At 58.1% G+C, this 16,439-nt stretch carries 15 protein-coding genes; 2 read left to right on the top strand and 13 right to left on the bottom strand.

The window, feature by feature from the left end:
- Nucleotides 1-22 precede the first annotated feature (22 nt).
- From ACZ5Q2_RS10535 to ACZ5Q2_RS10485, 11 genes are all read right to left on the bottom strand, one after another.
- Nucleotides 23-1,888 carry a pilus assembly protein TadG-related protein gene (locus ACZ5Q2_RS10535; RefSeq protein WP_432210144.1) on the bottom strand — a complete coding sequence of 622 codons (1,866 nt, stop codon included), beginning with the start codon at nt 1,886-1,888 and terminating at the stop codon, nt 23-25.
- A complete protein-coding gene (locus ACZ5Q2_RS10530; RefSeq protein WP_432210145.1) occupies nt 1,881-2,753 on the bottom strand; it encodes a tetratricopeptide repeat protein in 873 nt (290 codons plus the stop codon). Before ACZ5Q2_RS10530 ends, ACZ5Q2_RS10535 begins: the two co-directional genes overlap by 8 nt.
- Nucleotides 2,754-2,824: 71 nt before the next feature.
- Nucleotides 2,825-3,697 (bottom strand): type II secretion system F family protein, encoded by an 873-nt coding sequence (locus ACZ5Q2_RS10525; RefSeq protein WP_432210146.1) that lies wholly within the window; start codon nt 3,695-3,697, stop codon nt 2,825-2,827.
- Nucleotides 3,690-4,604, bottom strand: a complete 915-nt coding sequence (locus ACZ5Q2_RS10520; protein WP_432210147.1) for a type II secretion system F family protein — start codon at nt 4,602-4,604, stop codon at nt 3,690-3,692. Before ACZ5Q2_RS10520 ends, ACZ5Q2_RS10525 begins: the two co-directional genes overlap by 8 nt.
- Entirely contained in the window at nt 4,601-5,800 is a 1,200-nt protein-coding gene (locus tag ACZ5Q2_RS10515; RefSeq protein WP_432210148.1) for a CpaF family protein, read from the bottom strand. Before ACZ5Q2_RS10515 ends, ACZ5Q2_RS10520 begins: the two co-directional genes overlap by 4 nt.
- A gap of 11 nt (nt 5,801-5,811) precedes the next feature.
- Nucleotides 5,812-6,987 carry a response regulator receiver-like protein gene (locus tag ACZ5Q2_RS10510; RefSeq protein ID WP_432210149.1) on the bottom strand — a complete coding sequence of 392 codons (1,176 nt, stop codon included), beginning with the start codon at nt 6,985-6,987 and terminating at the stop codon, nt 5,812-5,814.
- A gap of 13 nt (nt 6,988-7,000) precedes the next feature.
- Nucleotides 7,001-8,197: a type II and III secretion system protein family protein gene (locus ACZ5Q2_RS10505; RefSeq protein WP_432210150.1), complete on the bottom strand. Its 1,197-nt coding sequence runs from the start codon at nt 8,195-8,197 to the stop codon at nt 7,001-7,003.
- The gene (gene cpaB / locus ACZ5Q2_RS10500) at nt 8,187-9,083 is read right to left on the bottom strand and encodes a Flp pilus assembly protein CpaB (RefSeq protein ID WP_432210151.1); all 897 of its coding nucleotides are present in this window, start codon (nt 9,081-9,083) and stop codon (nt 8,187-8,189) included. The genes ACZ5Q2_RS10505 and cpaB overlap by 11 nt, the downstream gene beginning before the upstream one ends.
- Nucleotides 9,084-9,141: 58 nt before the next feature.
- Complete coding sequence (locus ACZ5Q2_RS10495) at nt 9,142-9,582, bottom strand: TadE/TadG family type IV pilus assembly protein (RefSeq protein ID WP_058089931.1); 441 nt, start codon at nt 9,580-9,582, stop codon at nt 9,142-9,144.
- A 47-nt stretch (nt 9,583-9,629) separates the two neighbouring features.
- On the bottom strand, nt 9,630-9,851 hold the full coding sequence (locus ACZ5Q2_RS10490; protein ID WP_058089930.1) for a hypothetical protein: 222 nt from the start codon (nt 9,849-9,851) through the stop codon (nt 9,630-9,632).
- A gap of 204 nt (nt 9,852-10,055) precedes the next feature.
- Nucleotides 10,056-11,423, bottom strand: coding sequence for a hypothetical protein (locus ACZ5Q2_RS10485; protein WP_058089929.1), 1,368 nt, complete (start codon nt 11,421-11,423; stop codon nt 10,056-10,058).
- 221 nt (nt 11,424-11,644) lie between these two features.
- Between ACZ5Q2_RS10485 and ACZ5Q2_RS10480 the strand changes: the two genes are divergently transcribed.
- Together ACZ5Q2_RS10480 and ACZ5Q2_RS10475 are read left to right on the top strand one after the other, a co-directional pair.
- Complete coding sequence (locus tag ACZ5Q2_RS10480; RefSeq protein WP_432210152.1) at nt 11,645-12,268, top strand: hypothetical protein; 624 nt, start codon at nt 11,645-11,647, stop codon at nt 12,266-12,268.
- Nucleotides 12,269-12,468: 200 nt separating this feature from the next.
- Nucleotides 12,469-14,025: a methyl-accepting chemotaxis protein gene (locus tag ACZ5Q2_RS10475; RefSeq protein WP_432210153.1), complete on the top strand. Its 1,557-nt coding sequence runs from the start codon at nt 12,469-12,471 to the stop codon at nt 14,023-14,025.
- A gap of 62 nt (nt 14,026-14,087) precedes the next feature.
- On the opposite strand, the gene ACZ5Q2_RS10470 is transcribed toward ACZ5Q2_RS10475, so the two are convergent.
- On the bottom strand, nt 14,088-14,840 hold the full coding sequence (locus ACZ5Q2_RS10470) for a hypothetical protein (RefSeq protein ID WP_432210154.1): 753 nt from the start codon (nt 14,838-14,840) through the stop codon (nt 14,088-14,090).
- Between the two features lie 209 nt (nt 14,841-15,049).
- Nucleotides 15,050-16,414: a DUF1329 domain-containing protein gene (locus tag ACZ5Q2_RS10465; protein ID WP_230714439.1), complete on the bottom strand. Its 1,365-nt coding sequence runs from the start codon at nt 16,412-16,414 to the stop codon at nt 15,050-15,052.
- Between the last annotated feature and the right edge of the window lie 25 nt (nt 16,415-16,439).

Genomic DNA, 16,439 nt, shown 5'->3' with positions numbered 1-16,439 from the left:
ACAGCTCTTTGATTGCACAGGTTTATTCGTCAAAGACTACATTCTCTACCAGTTGCGAACCAGTTTGGTCTGCTCCCAGTACCCGCAGGTGAATGCCGCCGAGATCTGCGCCCAGGGCGGAGAGGAGTGGGGAGACCAGGCTGGTGACGACTTCCTCCAGTACAACTGATAGCAAGCCGGTAAGCGGGCTGACCAAGCCACTGGTTAACTCATTGATGATGTTTTGCTTGTTGGTGGAGGTTGAACCGCTGCAGTTCAGGAGGGATATGTTGGTTACCTCTGCATTCACACTGTCGAGGCCACCCGTGGATGAAATCTCTCCGGTTTCACATACGCCACCGGGACAATGAAGATTGTAACTTTCCAGGGTTTCATACGTGTCATTGGAGCTTATATCTACCTCCGCGTCTGCGCTCAGACACACCTCCAAATCGACCAGAGTTATATTTACCAAACCTAAATCTAAACTTGCCTCGACGTCCAAAATCGGCGCATAAATGGATTCTGGCACAATCTGCTGCGTTGCTGGGTCTAGAGTTCCGGTTTGTACACTTGCCGCATTTCCCTGCACACGAAAATCGAAACTGGTGGTGTTGCTACTCCCTTTGGCACAGTCAGCACTCTCGAAGACGGCGTTGCCGCCTCCTACCAGAAGCGTGAGTGGCACTCGGACCGGGCCATCAAGCACTTTAATGGTCGGCAGCCCTAATAACTCTGGCAAGCGTTGCAATGTGTTGGTTGCGTCGCTAACAAGCCCCGAACCAAGACTGAGCTCAAGAACGGCCTCGAGACTGACGTCGGAGGCACGCACCTTGGTCATGTACTGACCATTACTATCTTGCCGCGCCGGCCCGATGACAATTTTCGGCGGTTCATCCACCCATAAACCCAGCGATACGTCCAGATCAGCCAGCAGGCTTTCGGAACCAACAAGGCTGTTCAGCAACGCTGAGTCGGAGGTATCCAGGTCCAGTGACAGCAAACCATTTCCCGCCTGATTTGAAGCGCGAACGCTGTTCATCACCAGGCTGACCACGAAATCGTAGGCCGGAACGGTGGTCTGCCGCGGAGGTGGGGGATCTGCCAAAACTTCAAAGACAGCGGAAGCATCCAGGCCGCCAAGGCCAACAGCCGCCGTGAGATCATCAATCACCCGGCCAGCCGGAGTAACTGTGCCACCGGCAAGCGTAACCACGGCATCCAGCACATCCAGAAGCGGCTCGTCGACCAGATCGGTCAGTTCGTCGATACCAAGAGCTGCCAGCAGGTCTCCGAGGCCGATCAAGGTATTCTCAAGGCTGTTGAGGGCGGTGGCATCCAAGCTGTAACCGGGGATACCCAGCACGCTGCCAATCAATGCCCCCAGCAGACCATCCTCCACCGTGGCGGTTGAACCGGCAGCACTCAAGGTGGCGTAGACCTCTTTGCGGGCAACGGCATCGGCGGAAATGGTGATGGGCGGGAACAGTTTCTGTGGCAGCAGGAAAGAAACGGGCTCGGTGCGGGTATAACGCACCAGGGTGGCGTTGGTCTGGGCCATTTCCGTACCCGGGTTGCGGCTGGCAAAGCGCATGGGGCTGGTGGCGGATTCACCAGGGCGCAGTACACCGGGCACAATGTTCAGATCGCTCGCTTCGCCGTCAAAGCCTGCCGCCTCTGCTGCCAGAAACGCTCGCTGTTGCATGGACGCCCAGGTGGCGTCTGTACCGCCACAGGCCTGGGCTTCGTCGGCTGCTGCGGTGGCGGCGGAATTCACGATAGTCTGCATTTCAGACTGCATCATCAGCAGTCGGGAGCCGTCGATCAGCAGGGTCACAAAGATGAACACCAATGCCAGTAGCAACGGTGTTGCAAAGATCAGTACGCCCTGCTGCCTGCTCTTATTCATCGCGGGTAGACTCGCCTATGCGCTGCGGTATCGGTTGCTGGAAGGACTCCTTGAGTCTTTCCAGGGTCTGAATAACGACCGGTTCACTCAGCTCACCGCCCCTGGCAGGCTGTTCAGATTGGGCTTCCAGAATCCGGGAAACCGTTGCGTCCGATTGTTGCTCAAAATGCAAACCAGCCAATTGGCTCGCCTGACGTTTGCCTGCGGCAATGTGTTCTTCGGTCAGGCCGATTTGCCGCTGCAACTGTTTAATCGCCGCATCGCCACCGTTCAGGTAATAGGCGGCAATCAGGTTCTGCCGGGTAGACGCCCTGCCCCGCGATAACTCGTAGGCGGTGCGCAGTTCAAACGCGGCGCGGTCGTAGCGGCCGGCTCGCATCAGGGCGTAGCCCAGGTCGTTGCGGATGTCAGCATTGGCCGGTGCCTTGGATTTGGCTTGAGTCAGCAGGTCAATGGCTTCCAGATTGTTGTCTTTTTTCACCTGCACCACGCCCAGCCCATGCAAGGCCTGGAAGGAATTGCATTCGTCCACGATGGCCCGGAACACTTCCTCGGAATACTCCAGTTGGTCTACCTGCCCCAGTAACTGGGCCCAGCGTAGCCAATGGGCCTGGGTGTCGAACGACAGCCCTTCCAGCCGGGCCAGTGCGGCGTAGTACTGGCGGTCATCCATGGCGGCGTCGATGGCGTCCAGCTCTACCCGGTGCTCGGGCTGGGCCACCTCGGAGCAGTTGATCAGGTACACCCCGTTATCCAGCGAACCGCTCGTTTTGGCCGGCCCGGTGCTGCCAGTACCTGTGGTGGCCAGGGAGGAACAACCCGCCAGCGCCAGGCCCAAGCCAATCCCCCCCAGCTTTGCTGCCATTCCTTGCCATTTGCCTGATGTGTTTGCTACCCGCATGGTCAGAGTTCACCCTTTGTTGTCACGGTTATGCGCTATCGCTGGAATGCATCAAGTATCGACAGTACCGCCGGCCCGCCGATTAACATGAACAGAGACGGCAGCATGAAGATCATCATGATGATGGTCATTCGGGCGCCAATCTTGTTGGTTTCTTCTTTCAGTTTGCTGCGTTCTTCGTGCTGGGCTTCTTCCACTATCTGGTCCAGCCCGCCGGCTACCTTGGAGCCCAGGGTGCCGGACTGTTTCATCAGGGCCACGTAATGGCGCAACACGGTGAGATTTCGGTTTCGGCCCAGTTCGTCCAGGGCGGCGGTGCGGTCTGCCCCGCTTTCCATAACGCGGTTGAACCGGTCAATGCGGTGAATCAGTCGGGGCATGAGATCCCGGGCCTGATGGGAGATTAGTTTGAGGGAGCGCTCGGGGCTAAGGCCAGCTTCCAGGAGCATTCGGGTCATGTGGCAGAGCTCGATGGCTTCGCGGTTCTGCAGTTTTTCGGCGTCTTCACCGGCACTGCGGGCAAAACGCCTGGGCAGATAAAAGGCCGCCAGCAATACCAGGGCGGCCATGACGAACTCCAGCCACCAGAAGGCGGCAAAGGCAACACCGAATGGCACCAACCAGCACCAGAGCAGGTAATGTTGACGGGCCTGGTGGGGTGTTTTGCCGGTGGCGTCCAGGGCCGGTTCCAGCTCCCGGAAATCCGACGCGAAGAGTTTTCTGTCGACCAGCCACATCAGAAATTCGCTGTAGGGGGATTCCGCCTGCCCGGTGTCCATGGCAATTCGCTCACGGCGCAAACGGGCGCTCACCCGGGCTTTGAGAGCCCAGCGCGGTGCCCCGTAAACACCGGCAATCACCGCTAATACCGCCAGCACGGCGGCCAGAATCAGGGCAAGATCAGCCACGGCCTACCCCCCTGATCAGGTTCCAGATCATCACTATGCCCAACAGTTGCAGACCGCCAGACACCATTAACAGGGTATGCCCCACCTCCGAGTGCAGCAGTTTCTCGGAGAACTGTTCGTTCAGCACCACCATGTACACCGCCAGGCCCGGCGGCATGATGGCGAAGACAATGGCGGTAAACCGGGTTTCCGCCGTGGCAGCCATGAACTCCCGGCGCAGCTCCTGCTGGGAACGAATGGCCTTGGCCACTTCAAACAGCACGGGTTTAACCGAAGAACCAAACCGGGAAGAGGTTCTCAGGGCAATGGCGATCTGGGTAAAGGCAGGAATCTGGTAGAAGCTGGCGAAGGCATCCAGTACCAGTGTGTAATCCCGGCCCTGGCTGACGGCGTTTTTAAGCCGGAACACCATGGGGTCGAACACCGGGGAGGCATCGCTGAAGGCGTTGACGATACTCTGTTCCACGGAGCGGCCAACGGAAATGGAGCGCAGCATGCCATCGAGAATGCCGGGCAGTTCTTCAAAAATCTGCCGGCGTTGGCGCTCGAATTTTACCCGCCAGGTGGTCACCAGGGCAGTGATCACAAAAAACAGGGATACCAGCACTTCAACAAGCCCCTGCAAGATAAATACGGCCACCAGTGTTGCCAGTAAAAGGATCGCCTGCAGCAGGATTCTGGCACTGGATACGCGGAAACCCGCCCGTAGCAGCACGCTTTGCAGTGGCCCGAGATCAATCACCGATGGTTTTTGCTCCACCGGCACCTCCGGTGCCAGGCGCCGGGCCGTGCGTTTTTTGATGTCATCGGCGGCCAGCAGGCGGCTCAGGGTGAGCTGCAGCATGATCACCAGCACCGCGGCCACACCGGCCAGCAGGCACAGCAGCCAGATCAGCTGGGTATTCACGGGGCAACCCCGGTATCTTCCGGCGCCAGCCAGTCCAGTTCGCTGGAGCGGTACAGGGTTTCCATGCGGTAGGGGTCGTCTTTGGTGGGACGCAGGGCCACCACTTCGCTCACCAGACGGCGGCCATTGGGCAGGCGGGTGAGCTGAACCACCACATCCAGGGATGAGCCAATCAACCGGGCGATGGCCCGTTCGCCGGCGTCGTAGCCGTTCACCGCCAGCAGGGTTTCAATACGAATCAGCGCATCTTTCGCTGAGTTGGAGTGGATGGTGCTCATGGAGCCTTCGTGGCCGGTGTTCATGGCCTGTAACAGCTCGATGATTTCACCGGAGCGTACCTCGCCCACAATTACCCGGTCTGGCCGCATCCGCAGGGCATTGACAATCAAATCCCGGGCGGTGACCCGGCCGGTGCCTTCGGTGTTGGCTGGGCGGGTTTCCAGGCGCACGATGTGCGGGTGGTTCAGCTGCAGCTCGGCGGAATCTTCGATGGTGACGATGCGCTCGTCTTGGGGAATAAACTCACTGAGCAGGTTCAGGATGGTGGTTTTACCGGTGCCGGTACCGCCGCTGACCAGCAGGTTGCGCCGGGATTCCACGATAGTAGCCAGCAGGTCCAGACATTCCCGGGTCATGGAGCCCATATTAACCAGCTGGTTGGCGGTCAGGTGCTTGCTGGAGAATTTACGGATGGACATGGACGGCCCATCCAGCGCGATGGGCGGGATGATGGCATTCACCCGGGAGCCGTCCGGCAGGCGGGCATCCACCATGGGGCTGCTTTCGTCCAGCCGGCGCCCGAGGGGGGCCAGGATGCGGCGAATGATGCGCAACACGTGGTCGTCGTCGATAAACCGCACCTGCACTTTCTGGAGCACGCCGGCGATTTCCACGAATACGCTGCGGGCGCCGTTGATCAGGATGTCGTTCACCTGGTCATCCGCCAGCAAGGGCTCCAGCGGGCCAAAGCCGACGACTTCATCCACCATTTCCCGCACCAGCATGGTCTGGTCGGCCATGGCCAGGGGGATGCGGTTAACGGAAACATACTGGTCCACCGTGGACTGGATGAACCGGTGCAGCTGCTGAGCGTCTACCCGTTCAACTTCGATGCCCTCTTCGTCCAGGCGCTCCACCACATGGGTGTGGACGTTCTTTTTCAGGTTCTGGTAATCGTCGTCAATACGGGTTGCCATAATCCGCCCCCTTAAACCGCTGCGCGTTTAAAGGTGAATTTGCGGCGGGTTTCCCCTGTTGCACAGCAGGTGCGTATGAAGCCCCCCATGTTCCTGTGGTAGGTACTCTTGTGCAGCATGTTGGCCATTGGCAGCCCGGCATTCATGGCGTCCAGGCGGAAGCGCCATTCCATCGGCAACACTAGGTCGCATTTCTGATCGAGTGTTTTCTCAATGTCGGAAAGCGATAGGCTGGCTCTTCTGTGGTATCCGTCGACTGCAATACACCGGGAACATTCCGGGGCAACCCACTCCTTGATCTCCTGCAGCAATGTTTCTGTCGCCTGTACCTGATCCACCACTGGGTGGGTAACCACGATGATGCGGTTAACGTTGGCGCCGATGGCTCGGAGCCACTCCCCTGTATGGGCCGGGTCCACCCGGATCACCATATGATCGAACAAGGTAGCCAGTTGGCTGATGGTGATGTACAGGTCTGCGGCAGCGTCGCCTTTGAGCAGGTCGCTGCTGATATTGCCAGACAAAAGCCGCAATCCGTCCCGGTATTCCTCCAGGGCGGTTTCCACCAGCGAACGGTCGATGCTGTCGCCACGGCTGATCAGTTCGTCCAGGGTCAGGCGGCTGAGGTTGTCAAAGTAGAAGGTGCGGTTGGCCTCGGAATTGGAGTCTATGGCCAGGATGCTTTTCCCGGCCTGGTATTCGTTCAGTTCCGCCACGAAGTTCTGGCTGAAGAAGCGTGTATCTACAATGCCGGACGCTGAGACCACCAGAGTGATATCGCCCCGGCCGGCACTGGGCGTAGCCGTTGGCGCCTGGGCGGCAGAATCGGCGATGCGCCGAACGCGATCGCGGGCGGTATCGGCATCCACTCCTGTCACCAGGCAATCCCGGGCCCCGGCACGCATGATGCTGAGCAGCAGGTCCTGGGACAGCCGGTGGGCAACCCCAATCAGCTGAGAGTTCGGGCAGGCTTTCTGGATGGCGGCAAACACCTTCAGGGCGCGGTTGGCATCGTTCTCATCGATGGCCACCAGCACCACGGGCGCGCCGGTTGCCTGAACCAGACGACTGACCCGAGACAGATCCGTAGAACTGAGGCATTCCAGGTTCCACTCGGATTCCAGCACTCGCTCAAGCCAGACGCGGGCACCTACATCATCGGCTACGCAGATTATGGATTCGCTCATGGGTACCCTTCCCTTACCAGCTCAGGCCGCTTTCGATCGGCTCGCCTGCACTGCGACTATTAATCACCATGTCCAGCCAGCCGGTGCTGCTGTACTCATACTCTTTACCGAAGTTGCGAACATCCGCCGGCAGCTTTCGCTGCGGGCTGACCAGCCTGGGGGTGACCACCATGATCAGCTCCTTGTCCTCGGAGGCGATGCGGTCTGACCGGAAGAACGCGCCAAGAATCGGAATGTTGCCCAAGCCCGGCAGGCGGTCGCTGGTATTGGTGGTGGAGCGGCTGACCAGACCACTGATGATGAAGCTCTCGCCGGAGGCCATGGAGACCATGGTTTCGGTGCGGCGAATGCGCAAACCGGGCACGGCAACACCGCCGGTGGCAACGCCGGATGAGAAATCCAGCTCACTGACTTCCGGTGCCACTTTCAGGATGATCTGGTCTTCACTGACCACGGTGGGTGTGAGCGCCAGGCTGACACCGAACTCCTTGAATTCGATCTGGATATCGCCATCCCGGGAGGACACGGGGATGGGAAACTCGCCGCCGGAGAGGAAAGTGGCGGTCTGGCCACTGAGGCTGACCAGCGAGGGCTCCGCCAGGGTGTAAGCGAAACCGCCGGATTCCAGGGCGTTGATAATGCTGAGTGAGCTGGAACCAAAGCTGAACAGGTTAAAGCCCTCCGCGCCCACGCCCGGAACACCGGCTGCCGAAGCGCCGGGAAAACCCCGTGTGGCACCACTACCCGGCGGGGCGATGGTGACGCTGTTGTTACCACCGTTGAACAGTCGCGAGTAATAAACCCCCAGGGTATTGAGTTCAGACCGGTTCACTTCCACTACACGTATGTCGGTTTGCACCTGCATTGGCAGCGGGTTTTTCGCACCCAGAAGGTCAGACACCTGAAAATTGGTCTGGCGCGGGGTGGTTTCACCTTTCAGCCAGGCGCGGACAATGGCTGCCCCCTGGCCTTCTGCGGTCACCAGCACTTCCTGCTTGCCGGTGGCGGTGACCGACACCACATCCGGATTAGACACGGAGAGTTTCTCCAGCGGCTTCATAAAGGTGAGCACGTGTTGTTCGCCTGGGGCGACCGATACCCGCTCGGCCTCAGCCGCTACCGAGGCGGCTGACAGGGCGCACAGCACTACCAGGGTGGTGACGAGGGCCCGGCGTAGCAGTTTCAGGGGTGACGAGGCATTATCGTACATAGACACTCCTTGTGCCGGAACCTTCGTAGATCTTGACCTCTTGGCCCGGGTTTCTGGCCGGGGCTTGCCGGGGTTGCTGTGCAGGCACAGGCTTGGGTTTGACACTGGGGCGGATGTCTGTCAGCAGGCTGACTTGCTGTTCCTCCGCCGCTTTGCCGGCGAGCTCATCCGGCGCTTCTTCGCCAGTGGCGGTCAGTTTTGGCCGGGAGGCGACAAAACTCAGTCGCGATTCCGAAGCGGCGAGGACCAGCCGGGCTACATCTGCCTGCGGTACCGACAGCACCATGGTCTGGTTTCGGCGTTGGGCGTCATCACTGGCGTCAGTGCCGGGCTCCAGGGCACCGCGCACTGCCAGCACCTCGACATTGCGCATCAGGCGGGTGGTACCGGTATCGATTCCACCAGTGCCTTTAAACGTGCCGTATATGTCCACCTGGTCGCCCGGCTGGATCAACCCGCCGATGCTTGACAGCGCGTTCAGTTCAAACGCCATGGCGCGGGCGCCGTCGGCCAGGGACAATTGCAACGGCGTGCCCGCGTCAATACTGGCCTGCGACAGCACCATGCCGGCTTTGAGCGGCCTGTTAAGAGATGTTCCAAACGGGGCCTGATCTGGCGGGAGTGCGTTTTCCAGGGCTGCTGACAGCTCAAACTCCTGGAATTGCTCCCGCGCAAGCACCGTGCCGGCTTCCAGGTCTTCAATAACGACCAGGTAGCGGTACACCGGCGCGGCCTCTTTCTCCTCAACCACCGGGGCTGCGTCACGTTCTGATCCGGAAACGACGATGGGTGGCTCGGGTTTCTGCATCAGCCCGTAGAGGGCAAGACCAATGGCCGCCAGTGCCAGTACCAGGGAAGGCGCTGCGTATACGAACTTTGACCTCATTCAGCCTGTCCTTATTGTTCGCAATGAGAGTTGCGCCGCAGGGGCAAAGTTTTTCACTTCAAAACGCGATGGCTGAGCGGGCGGTGAGCTGGCTCGGCATGGGCGGGAACGCACCAATGCCGGCAAACCGCACCTGGGGCATAAAGGAAGAATCGCCCGCATCTGCCACCAACACACATTCCAGCAGCTGCACACCACCGTGATTAACGACACCACATTCGCGGGTAGCAAGGTGGTCTGCGGCGGCCGCCGGCAACCGGCCACTGAGCGCTGTAAGCACCTCGCTGCTATAGGCTACGGCGTTGTCTGCAAAGGTGCTGTGCTCCCGCCGGTCGAGCGAGAATACGGCCGATGCGGCGCGATCGACGGCTACCTGCATCTGGTACTTGTTATAGAAGAGCACCCCGTATCCCGCCGCCCCATAGATGATTGCAAGAATCATCGGGAAGACCAGCAGAAACTCCAGAGCAATAACGCCTTTTTCTTTTTTTATGATCATAAGGCACCCGTGCAAATCAATACCTGTAAAACAAAAACAAGCCTTGATCAGTTGGTGTCTACTTGATCCTGAGCGTTACCAAGCAGTGAATTGAAGGTATCCACGATCTTGCTGCCAATGCCACCTTCGTCACCGGCGGTGGCAATGACCACGCCCAAAATAATCACGATGACCGCCCCAAGCATCAGGTATTCGAGGGATGAGGCGCCCTTCTGTTGGGAGCCTGCGAATGATTTGGAGAGTGCGTTTCTAATATTGTATTTATTCATGGTAAGACCTCTTTATATAACAGAATAATCATTATTCTTCGCACGAATGAATCCAGTTCTTGTTTTATGCGTACAGAATAACTGGGCGCATCCGATCCTTCATTCCATGAACACACTTTCATAATAACTGCATTATTCGCACTTGACACCTTTATAACTGAAAAGGTTTGTAAAGTTATTTGCCCGAAATGCCAAGTTTCGAGGCTATTTGTGCCAACGACCATCCCGCCAGAACTGCCCGAGGTCCAAACCACGGGCGATAACTTCCTCTTCTACACACTCACGCAGGGCCCGGTAGATTGGTTCCGCTTTCTGTTTCTGCTGCCAGAAAACCGTGGCAAGGCGGCGGGCGAAGAATGGGCAAGCGGCCTCTGGCTCCGCAAATTCATAGCTCATAACCCGGGATGCCCCGAATAAGGGCGCCAGCTGGCTCAGCTTGAAGCCCGGATCTTCCTGCTGGATGGCATCGAAGATGTCTCGGCCAGAGGCCGGTACCGGCATGAACAGGTCGATATCGTCCGGGTAGCGGAACAGGTAACGCAGGAGAATGGCCGTGGGAGCATCGATACGCTGATTCGCCCGTTGGCGAAACCGATAGAAGGCTTTTACCTGAATACCAAATACCCAGTATGCCTCGGCACTGGTGAGGCCAAAGCTTTCCCGGAACAGTGAGAAAGGGCTGTCACTGCGGCCCAGAATCGGGCGCTGAGCGCGGCTGTAGGAGGCCAGTTTCGTATCAGACACCTCTTCGGTATTGGTCCATTTACCTTTCTCGATGGCCTGCCCCGGACTGGTATCCCGTGAGGCTGCCTCGTCTTTCAGAATGCCAAGGTAATGATCATTGAACCAAGCCTGAAAGCGCTGATTCACGTCGTTTTCGAAGTTCAGCAGCAGTTCGTCATTCATCCAGTCCGTTAGTGAATCCCGCTCGCGGAGCAGGGCCCAGCCGCTCAGATTCCTGGCGGTGGCAAGGACATCCGGGGGCACTTCAGGGGTTTTGCTGGCCAAGGATGCGAGCGCGTCTGCGAATGCACCGGCATACTTTGCCACCACCAGTCGCTGCAGGCGAATAATGGGCAAACCGGCCCCCTGCGAGCCGTCAGCGCTCTCTGACAGCAGCTTGTAGGAAGAAATATACGAACGGCCAAACAAGGGCGCAAAGCCTGCTTTGTTGGGTGTTCGGCCATCCGCCCCTGGCATGAACGGCTGCAACAGGGAAAACACTTCCGGGTGGGAGGGACGCAACGGAATGGGCACCCACTCCGGGTGTTTCAGCAGCAATCGCACCAAAATGGCCTGGCTTGGCCGTAATCCGGGAAGCTCGGCCACCGTTTCGTCGTCATCGGCAAGGCCCAGGGTTTCATCGGGCGTTACGTCGCGCCCGACCGTTTCGATAGAGCTTTTCGCTCGTTTAAGCTGGCTCAACCTGTTCAACGGCACGTTCATCAGCATGGCCAGATCAAGGTCACGGACTTCGCCGCCCCCAAGGTAGCTCTCCAGCACCGCTTTGAGGCTCATCAGGGATTGGCCGTTGATCGGTTTTGATGGGTGAGTGAGTTCGCTTCTTGCCATGCTTTGTATTTATCCTTTCATACACATTGATAATATCCACACTGAATCACAAACGGCATGCTTTCATTTTTGTATAATAATTTTCAATGTTACCATACGAAGCTGAACAGTCTGGGGTCGCGACAGCGTATTGAGCGATGGTTCCCGATAGCGGGCATCTCCCGCCCTCGCCGCCGGCAACCAGACTGCTATCAACCTGATTTCCGGAGTGTAAAGCCACCGTGTCTGCCATTGGTACCAAAACGTTCTTCTTCTACGAGGGCGAACAGCAACCTGCAGAATACACGATCTGCCAACCCGACTATTTTCAGGGGTCGGATTTTCAGCTCCCCCGTAAAGGCATTACCCTCCTCTATGGCAACAAGGGCCCTGGCAGCCTGATCGGCGCTGCCGTTCGCGAAAGCGCATCGACAGGCCTCGGCGTCTGCTTTGCCGACATTAAGGTGGATATCGGCGATTGGGACAGCAATAAACAGAAGCTGTCCACCTTCAACGCTTGCCGCTTTCTCAACCTGCCCCTGCGGGCCAACCGGGAAGTGCTGGACGACGTTAACCGGTTGTGGAACCAGTGGCTGGACGCAGAATGCGCTCCCCGGGAGGATTTTCCTCGCAAGCCTTCCAACCGGATGGACCTGCTGGACAAACTGGTGGAGCTGGACCCATATCGGGAGTTAACGGCCATTGCCTATGACGCCGTCACCCGCTTCGGTACCGCCAAGTTCGTCACCATCTATAACCTGGACGCCATTCTGGACGACCAGATTACCGTAATCCCTCCGCAAACAAGGCTTCGCTTCGCCCTGCCCGACAACGCCTGCCCCCTTCTCTGCCGCACCACTGCATAAAAGGCCATTAAGCCCCTCTCTACCTCTTAGCAAATACTTTTTCCGGTCAGACCCGCTATCGATTTCTGAGCAGAACGCCGAAATCCTTACTATAACTGCACATGAATACCTTCTTACGATTTGCTGTTGAAGGTGCTGGCCAAGGGCCATGTATTGCCAAATGGAATTACAGCATAATAACTTGTGCTTAAGGGGTGCACATGCGAAAGAACCTTCCTGTTACCAATACCGAGCGCACCTTCTCGCCCAACCAGAAGTTGATTTCTTCCACCGACCTGAAAGGCAAGATCCGGCACTGTAATAAAGCATTCGTGGAAATCAGTGGCTTCAACCGGGAAGAGCTGATTGGCCAGCCCCACAATATTGTTCGCCATCCGGATATGCCGCCGGAGGCCTACGCGGAGATGTGGGGGTGCCTAAAGGCGGGTAAGCCCTGGATGGGATTGGTCAAGAACCGGTGCAAGAACGGTGATTTTTACTGGGTGAGCGCCTACGTAACACCGGTAACTGAGAACGGGGAGATCATCGGGTACGAGTCGGTTCGCTCTTGCCCCGCCCGGGAAGATGTGGCCCGCGCCGAGAAACTGTACGCCAGCATTCGTGCGGGTAAGCAGGCGCTGAAGCTTCGGGGCTATGCATCCGCTATTCCGCATATCCTTGTCGGCATTGCGTTGGTCGCGGCAGCTCTTCTTTATGGTGCCGGGCAGGTTGCCGGGGCGGCGGGCTTGCTGGCATTCCTCTTTGTTGGGCGGCATGTCTGGGCAACGGTGTCGCAATCGAATCTGGTCACCTCTGTCATGGAACAAATGGGCAAGACCTTCACCAGCGATCTGGCGGCCCGGAGTTACACCGATGAAAAGCTTGGCCTGGGCCGGCTGAAAGTGGCGGTGATGGCGCAAAAGGCGCACCTGGACGCGGTGCTAACCCGGCTGGAAGATTCATCTGCGGCGATGAGATCGCACACCACCCGAGACCTCGAAATAGCCTACGACACCCAGCAAACCATGCAGAAACAGCAGCAGGAAACCGAACAGGTGGCAGCGGCCATTCATGAGATGTCGGTGACCATCGGTGAGGTGTCACAGAATGTGCAACTAACCGCCGACAAGGCGGACAACGCCCGCCAGGCGTGTGACCAGGGCGTTGCTACCATCAACTCTACACGGGCTGCCATCGAGGATTTGAAGCAGACCGTTCACAACATCGGCCAATCGGTTAACGATCTCGCCCAGCAAACGCACCGGATTGCCTCTGCCGCGAAAATGATTGAAGACATTGCCGAGCAAACCAACCTGCTTGCCCTGAATGCCGCCATTGAAGCCGCACGGGCCGGTGAACACGGCCGGGGCTTTGCGGTGGTGGCCGATGAAGTTCGCAACCTGGCGCGCAGAACCCGGGAATCGACGAAGGAGATTCATGGTGTGGTGTCCGAACTCATTGGCAAATCCGAGCAATCAGTACAGGTCGCCGAAACCGGCGTGACAGCCGCTGATAATGGCCTGGAAAAGATGCTCGAAGCCCAGGCGAGCCTGTCAGACATAGCCGAGTATGTGGTCACCATCGCTGAAATGGCCCTTCAAATGGCCACCGCCGTTGAAGAGCAAGCGCAGGTGTCTGATCAGATCAACGAACAGGTCGAACGCATCTCAAATATGGCGGAACAGAACCTGGTCAAGGGCGAGGAATCCACCCAAAGCGTGCGGGAAATGGGCGACATCGCCAAAGACCTCCACGAGCTGGTCGTCCGCTTTAAATAAAAGTTGGGGTCAGACCCCAGGACATTTGGTGGTGCGAAATGTCCGGGGGTCTGACCCCAATTTCATAGCGGGGCGTTTTCGATGCGTTCCCACATGCGCAGGTAGGCTTCGGCCGAGGTGAAGAGCTGGTTGACGGCGTCGTCGATCAGCTCTTGCGGGCGGTCGGAGTGGAGCATCATGTCGGCGATCTGGTCTGGGTAGAGGCCGTAGTGGGCCACGCCGCGGCCGTCGTAGAGGCCGAATTCACGGTCGCCGGTTTTCTGTTTGTGGAAGATGACGCGGCCATCGACTGAGGTGAACGGGTACAGCCTGGCTTCGTCTTCGGCGCTGCCGGGGTTGTTGGCAAGCTGGGCGATGCCGTTGACGTCGGAGGCGAAGCCGGCGCCGCCGAAGGGCCCTACTTTCTGGTCGTCCGGGCGGGGGCGGTTGCCATCCCGTACCAGCTTGTCTACCCAGTTTTCACGAGTGCCACCGAACGAGGCGGTGATGCCTCCCTGAGCGGCGATCAGGTAGAAACGGGCGGCCTGGCTGGAGTCGCTGGTTACGCCGTAAGCTTGCCCCGAGCTCTCAGAAATAAACCGGCCATCGGCCTGCAACTTGTAACAGCCGTTGGCAAAGGCAAAGCGGGTGTTTTCATAGGCGTAAGGTTTTGTGGTTTTTCCCGGCGGCGTGGCCGGGTTACCGGGGCTTGGTCGCTGTTCACTGTTTTGCGCGGCATCCGAAGAAGATTCATCGCCACCACAAGCAGACAGCAGGAATAATGAACTTGCACAAACCGCAGAAACCAGCAGGCGCTGGCGCGCTGAAATGGCCACGTTATGTCTCCTTTACGGGCTTTAAGCCCTTTTTGTTTTAATATCGCACTACACAATCTATGCTTAATTATTGAACAAAAACAACAAGGAGTCACGTCTTACAAAGAGGCATTGCGGGCCAATCTTTTAACCACAGGAAAGACTAATAAACAGAAGGGGTAGAGCCCGCCCCGACTGGGGCGGGCAGAGGCTATAACAAAGCGAGTCTTTTAACGAACACCCGCCCGGCGCAGGGCAGCCGGAGTGTAATCGTTGGAGCGCGCGGTAACGCCATAGGTGTACGGGTCACTTTCTTCGTTGGTCAGGCCCATCACCAGATAGCGACCAGACATCAGATCGTAGAGGGTTTCGGCAGCGTAGGCCGGTACGTTGATGTCGTACCCCTGAACGTGGTGGGACTCTGCAACGCGCCACAGGTCACCACGGCCGTCATAGTGATCTACCACGGCAATCTGCCAGGAATCTTCATCCACGAAGAAGTCTCGACGAGCATAAATGTGCCGCTCTCCATCTTTCAGAGTTGCGCGCACGTGCCATACCCGATGCAGCTCGTAGCGAGTGACCGACGGATTGATGTGACCCGGCTGGATGATGTCGTTGTAGCTCAGGTCACGGGACGCAAGGCGGTAGGAGTTGTACGGGATGTACATTTCCTTTTTACCCACCAGCTCCCAGTTGTAGCGATCCGGCGCGCCGTTAAACAGGTCCAGGTTATCGGAGGTACGCTGGCCGTCTGCTGCGGTACCCGGGCCGTCATAGGCCACCTGCGGTGCCCGGCGGACCCGGCGCTGCCCGGAGTTGTACAACCACGCACGGCGACCTTCTTTTACCTGATCCAGGGTTTCGTGAACCAGCAGTACGTTACCCGCCAGGCGTGACGGTGCGGTGATCACCTGTTTGAAGTAAAACAGGACGTTGTCGTCCATGCCCGGCTTGTAGTCGGCCAGCTCGACCCGATCCGTCAGGTGCTCGGTGAATTTCACCGGGCTGAAATCGCCGTTGGCCTGGGGTGTTACCTGGGCCACGTTACGGATGATGGACCCACCGCGGTAACGGGTGATGTGGTTGAAGATCACCTCCTGGCCCTTCTGGGGGATCGGGAACGGTACGCCTCGCTCATAATTCTGCAGGCCATTGCCATCCGGTGTCAGGGATACGGTGGTGGCGTTCTCCTTCGCCAGGTCCATCAGTTCCTGCGGGTAGGTGGACGTGCGGCGGGTTTCATACACCGGAATCGAGAAGGTGCTGTAGGTTTTGATCATCGCCACCTGGCCGGGGGACAGGTTATCCGCGTATTGGTCCACGTTGCTCTGATCGATCACGAACTTCACTTCGTCATTCGGGAACGGGTCTGGGTAAATACCCTCCTGAGGTTGATTGACGCCAGGGTCGGTCAAACCACCATCCCAGGCTGGGATGGCGCCGCCATTACCGGCCTTTTCAGCGCCAATTGGCGTCAGCTCGTTACCCAGCTTGGCCGCTTCGGATTCAGATACCGTAGCCATCGCTGAGGATGCTCCGAACAGGGACAGCGCAATGGCGCCGGCAATGAGGTGTCTCTTTTGGGTTTTCATGGTTGATACTCCTGTTATTTTAGCC

This window comes from Marinobacter alkaliphilus (assembly GCF_055394375.1).
Note: the sequence above shows the minus strand (reverse complement) of the source record. Positions and strands in the feature narration are given on the sequence as shown.

Bases quoted from the DNA above. Each gene is read 5' to 3' on its own strand.
- ACZ5Q2_RS10535 (WP_432210144.1), bottom strand. From the start codon at position 1,888: ATGAATAAGAGCAGGCAGCAGGGCGTACTGATCTTTGCAACACCGTTG.
- ACZ5Q2_RS10530 (WP_432210145.1), bottom strand. From the start codon at position 2,753: ATGGCAGCAAAGCTGGGGGGGATTGGCTTGGGCCTGGCGCTGGCGGGT.
- ACZ5Q2_RS10515 (WP_432210148.1), bottom strand. From the start codon at position 5,800: ATGGCAACCCGTATTGACGACGATTACCAGAACCTGAAAAAGAACGTC.
- ACZ5Q2_RS10510 (WP_432210149.1), bottom strand. From the start codon at position 6,987: ATGAGCGAATCCATAATCTGCGTAGCCGATGATGTAGGTGCCCGCGTC.
- ACZ5Q2_RS10505 (WP_432210150.1), bottom strand. From the start codon at position 8,197: ATGTACGATAATGCCTCGTCACCCCTGAAACTGCTACGCCGGGCCCTC.
- cpaB (WP_432210151.1), bottom strand. From the start codon at position 9,083: ATGAGGTCAAAGTTCGTATACGCAGCGCCTTCCCTGGTACTGGCACTG.
- ACZ5Q2_RS10495 (WP_058089931.1), bottom strand. From the start codon at position 9,582: ATGATCATAAAAAAAGAAAAAGGCGTTATTGCTCTGGAGTTTCTGCTG.
- ACZ5Q2_RS10490 (WP_058089930.1), bottom strand. From the start codon at position 9,851: ATGAATAAATACAATATTAGAAACGCACTCTCCAAATCATTCGCAGGC.
- ACZ5Q2_RS10485 (WP_058089929.1), bottom strand. From the start codon at position 11,423: ATGGCAAGAAGCGAACTCACTCACCCATCAAAACCGATCAACGGCCAA.
- ACZ5Q2_RS10475 (WP_432210153.1), top strand. From the start codon at position 12,469: ATGCGAAAGAACCTTCCTGTTACCAATACCGAGCGCACCTTCTCGCCC.
- ACZ5Q2_RS10465 (WP_230714439.1), bottom strand. From the start codon at position 16,414: ATGAAAACCCAAAAGAGACACCTCATTGCCGGCGCCATTGCGCTGTCC.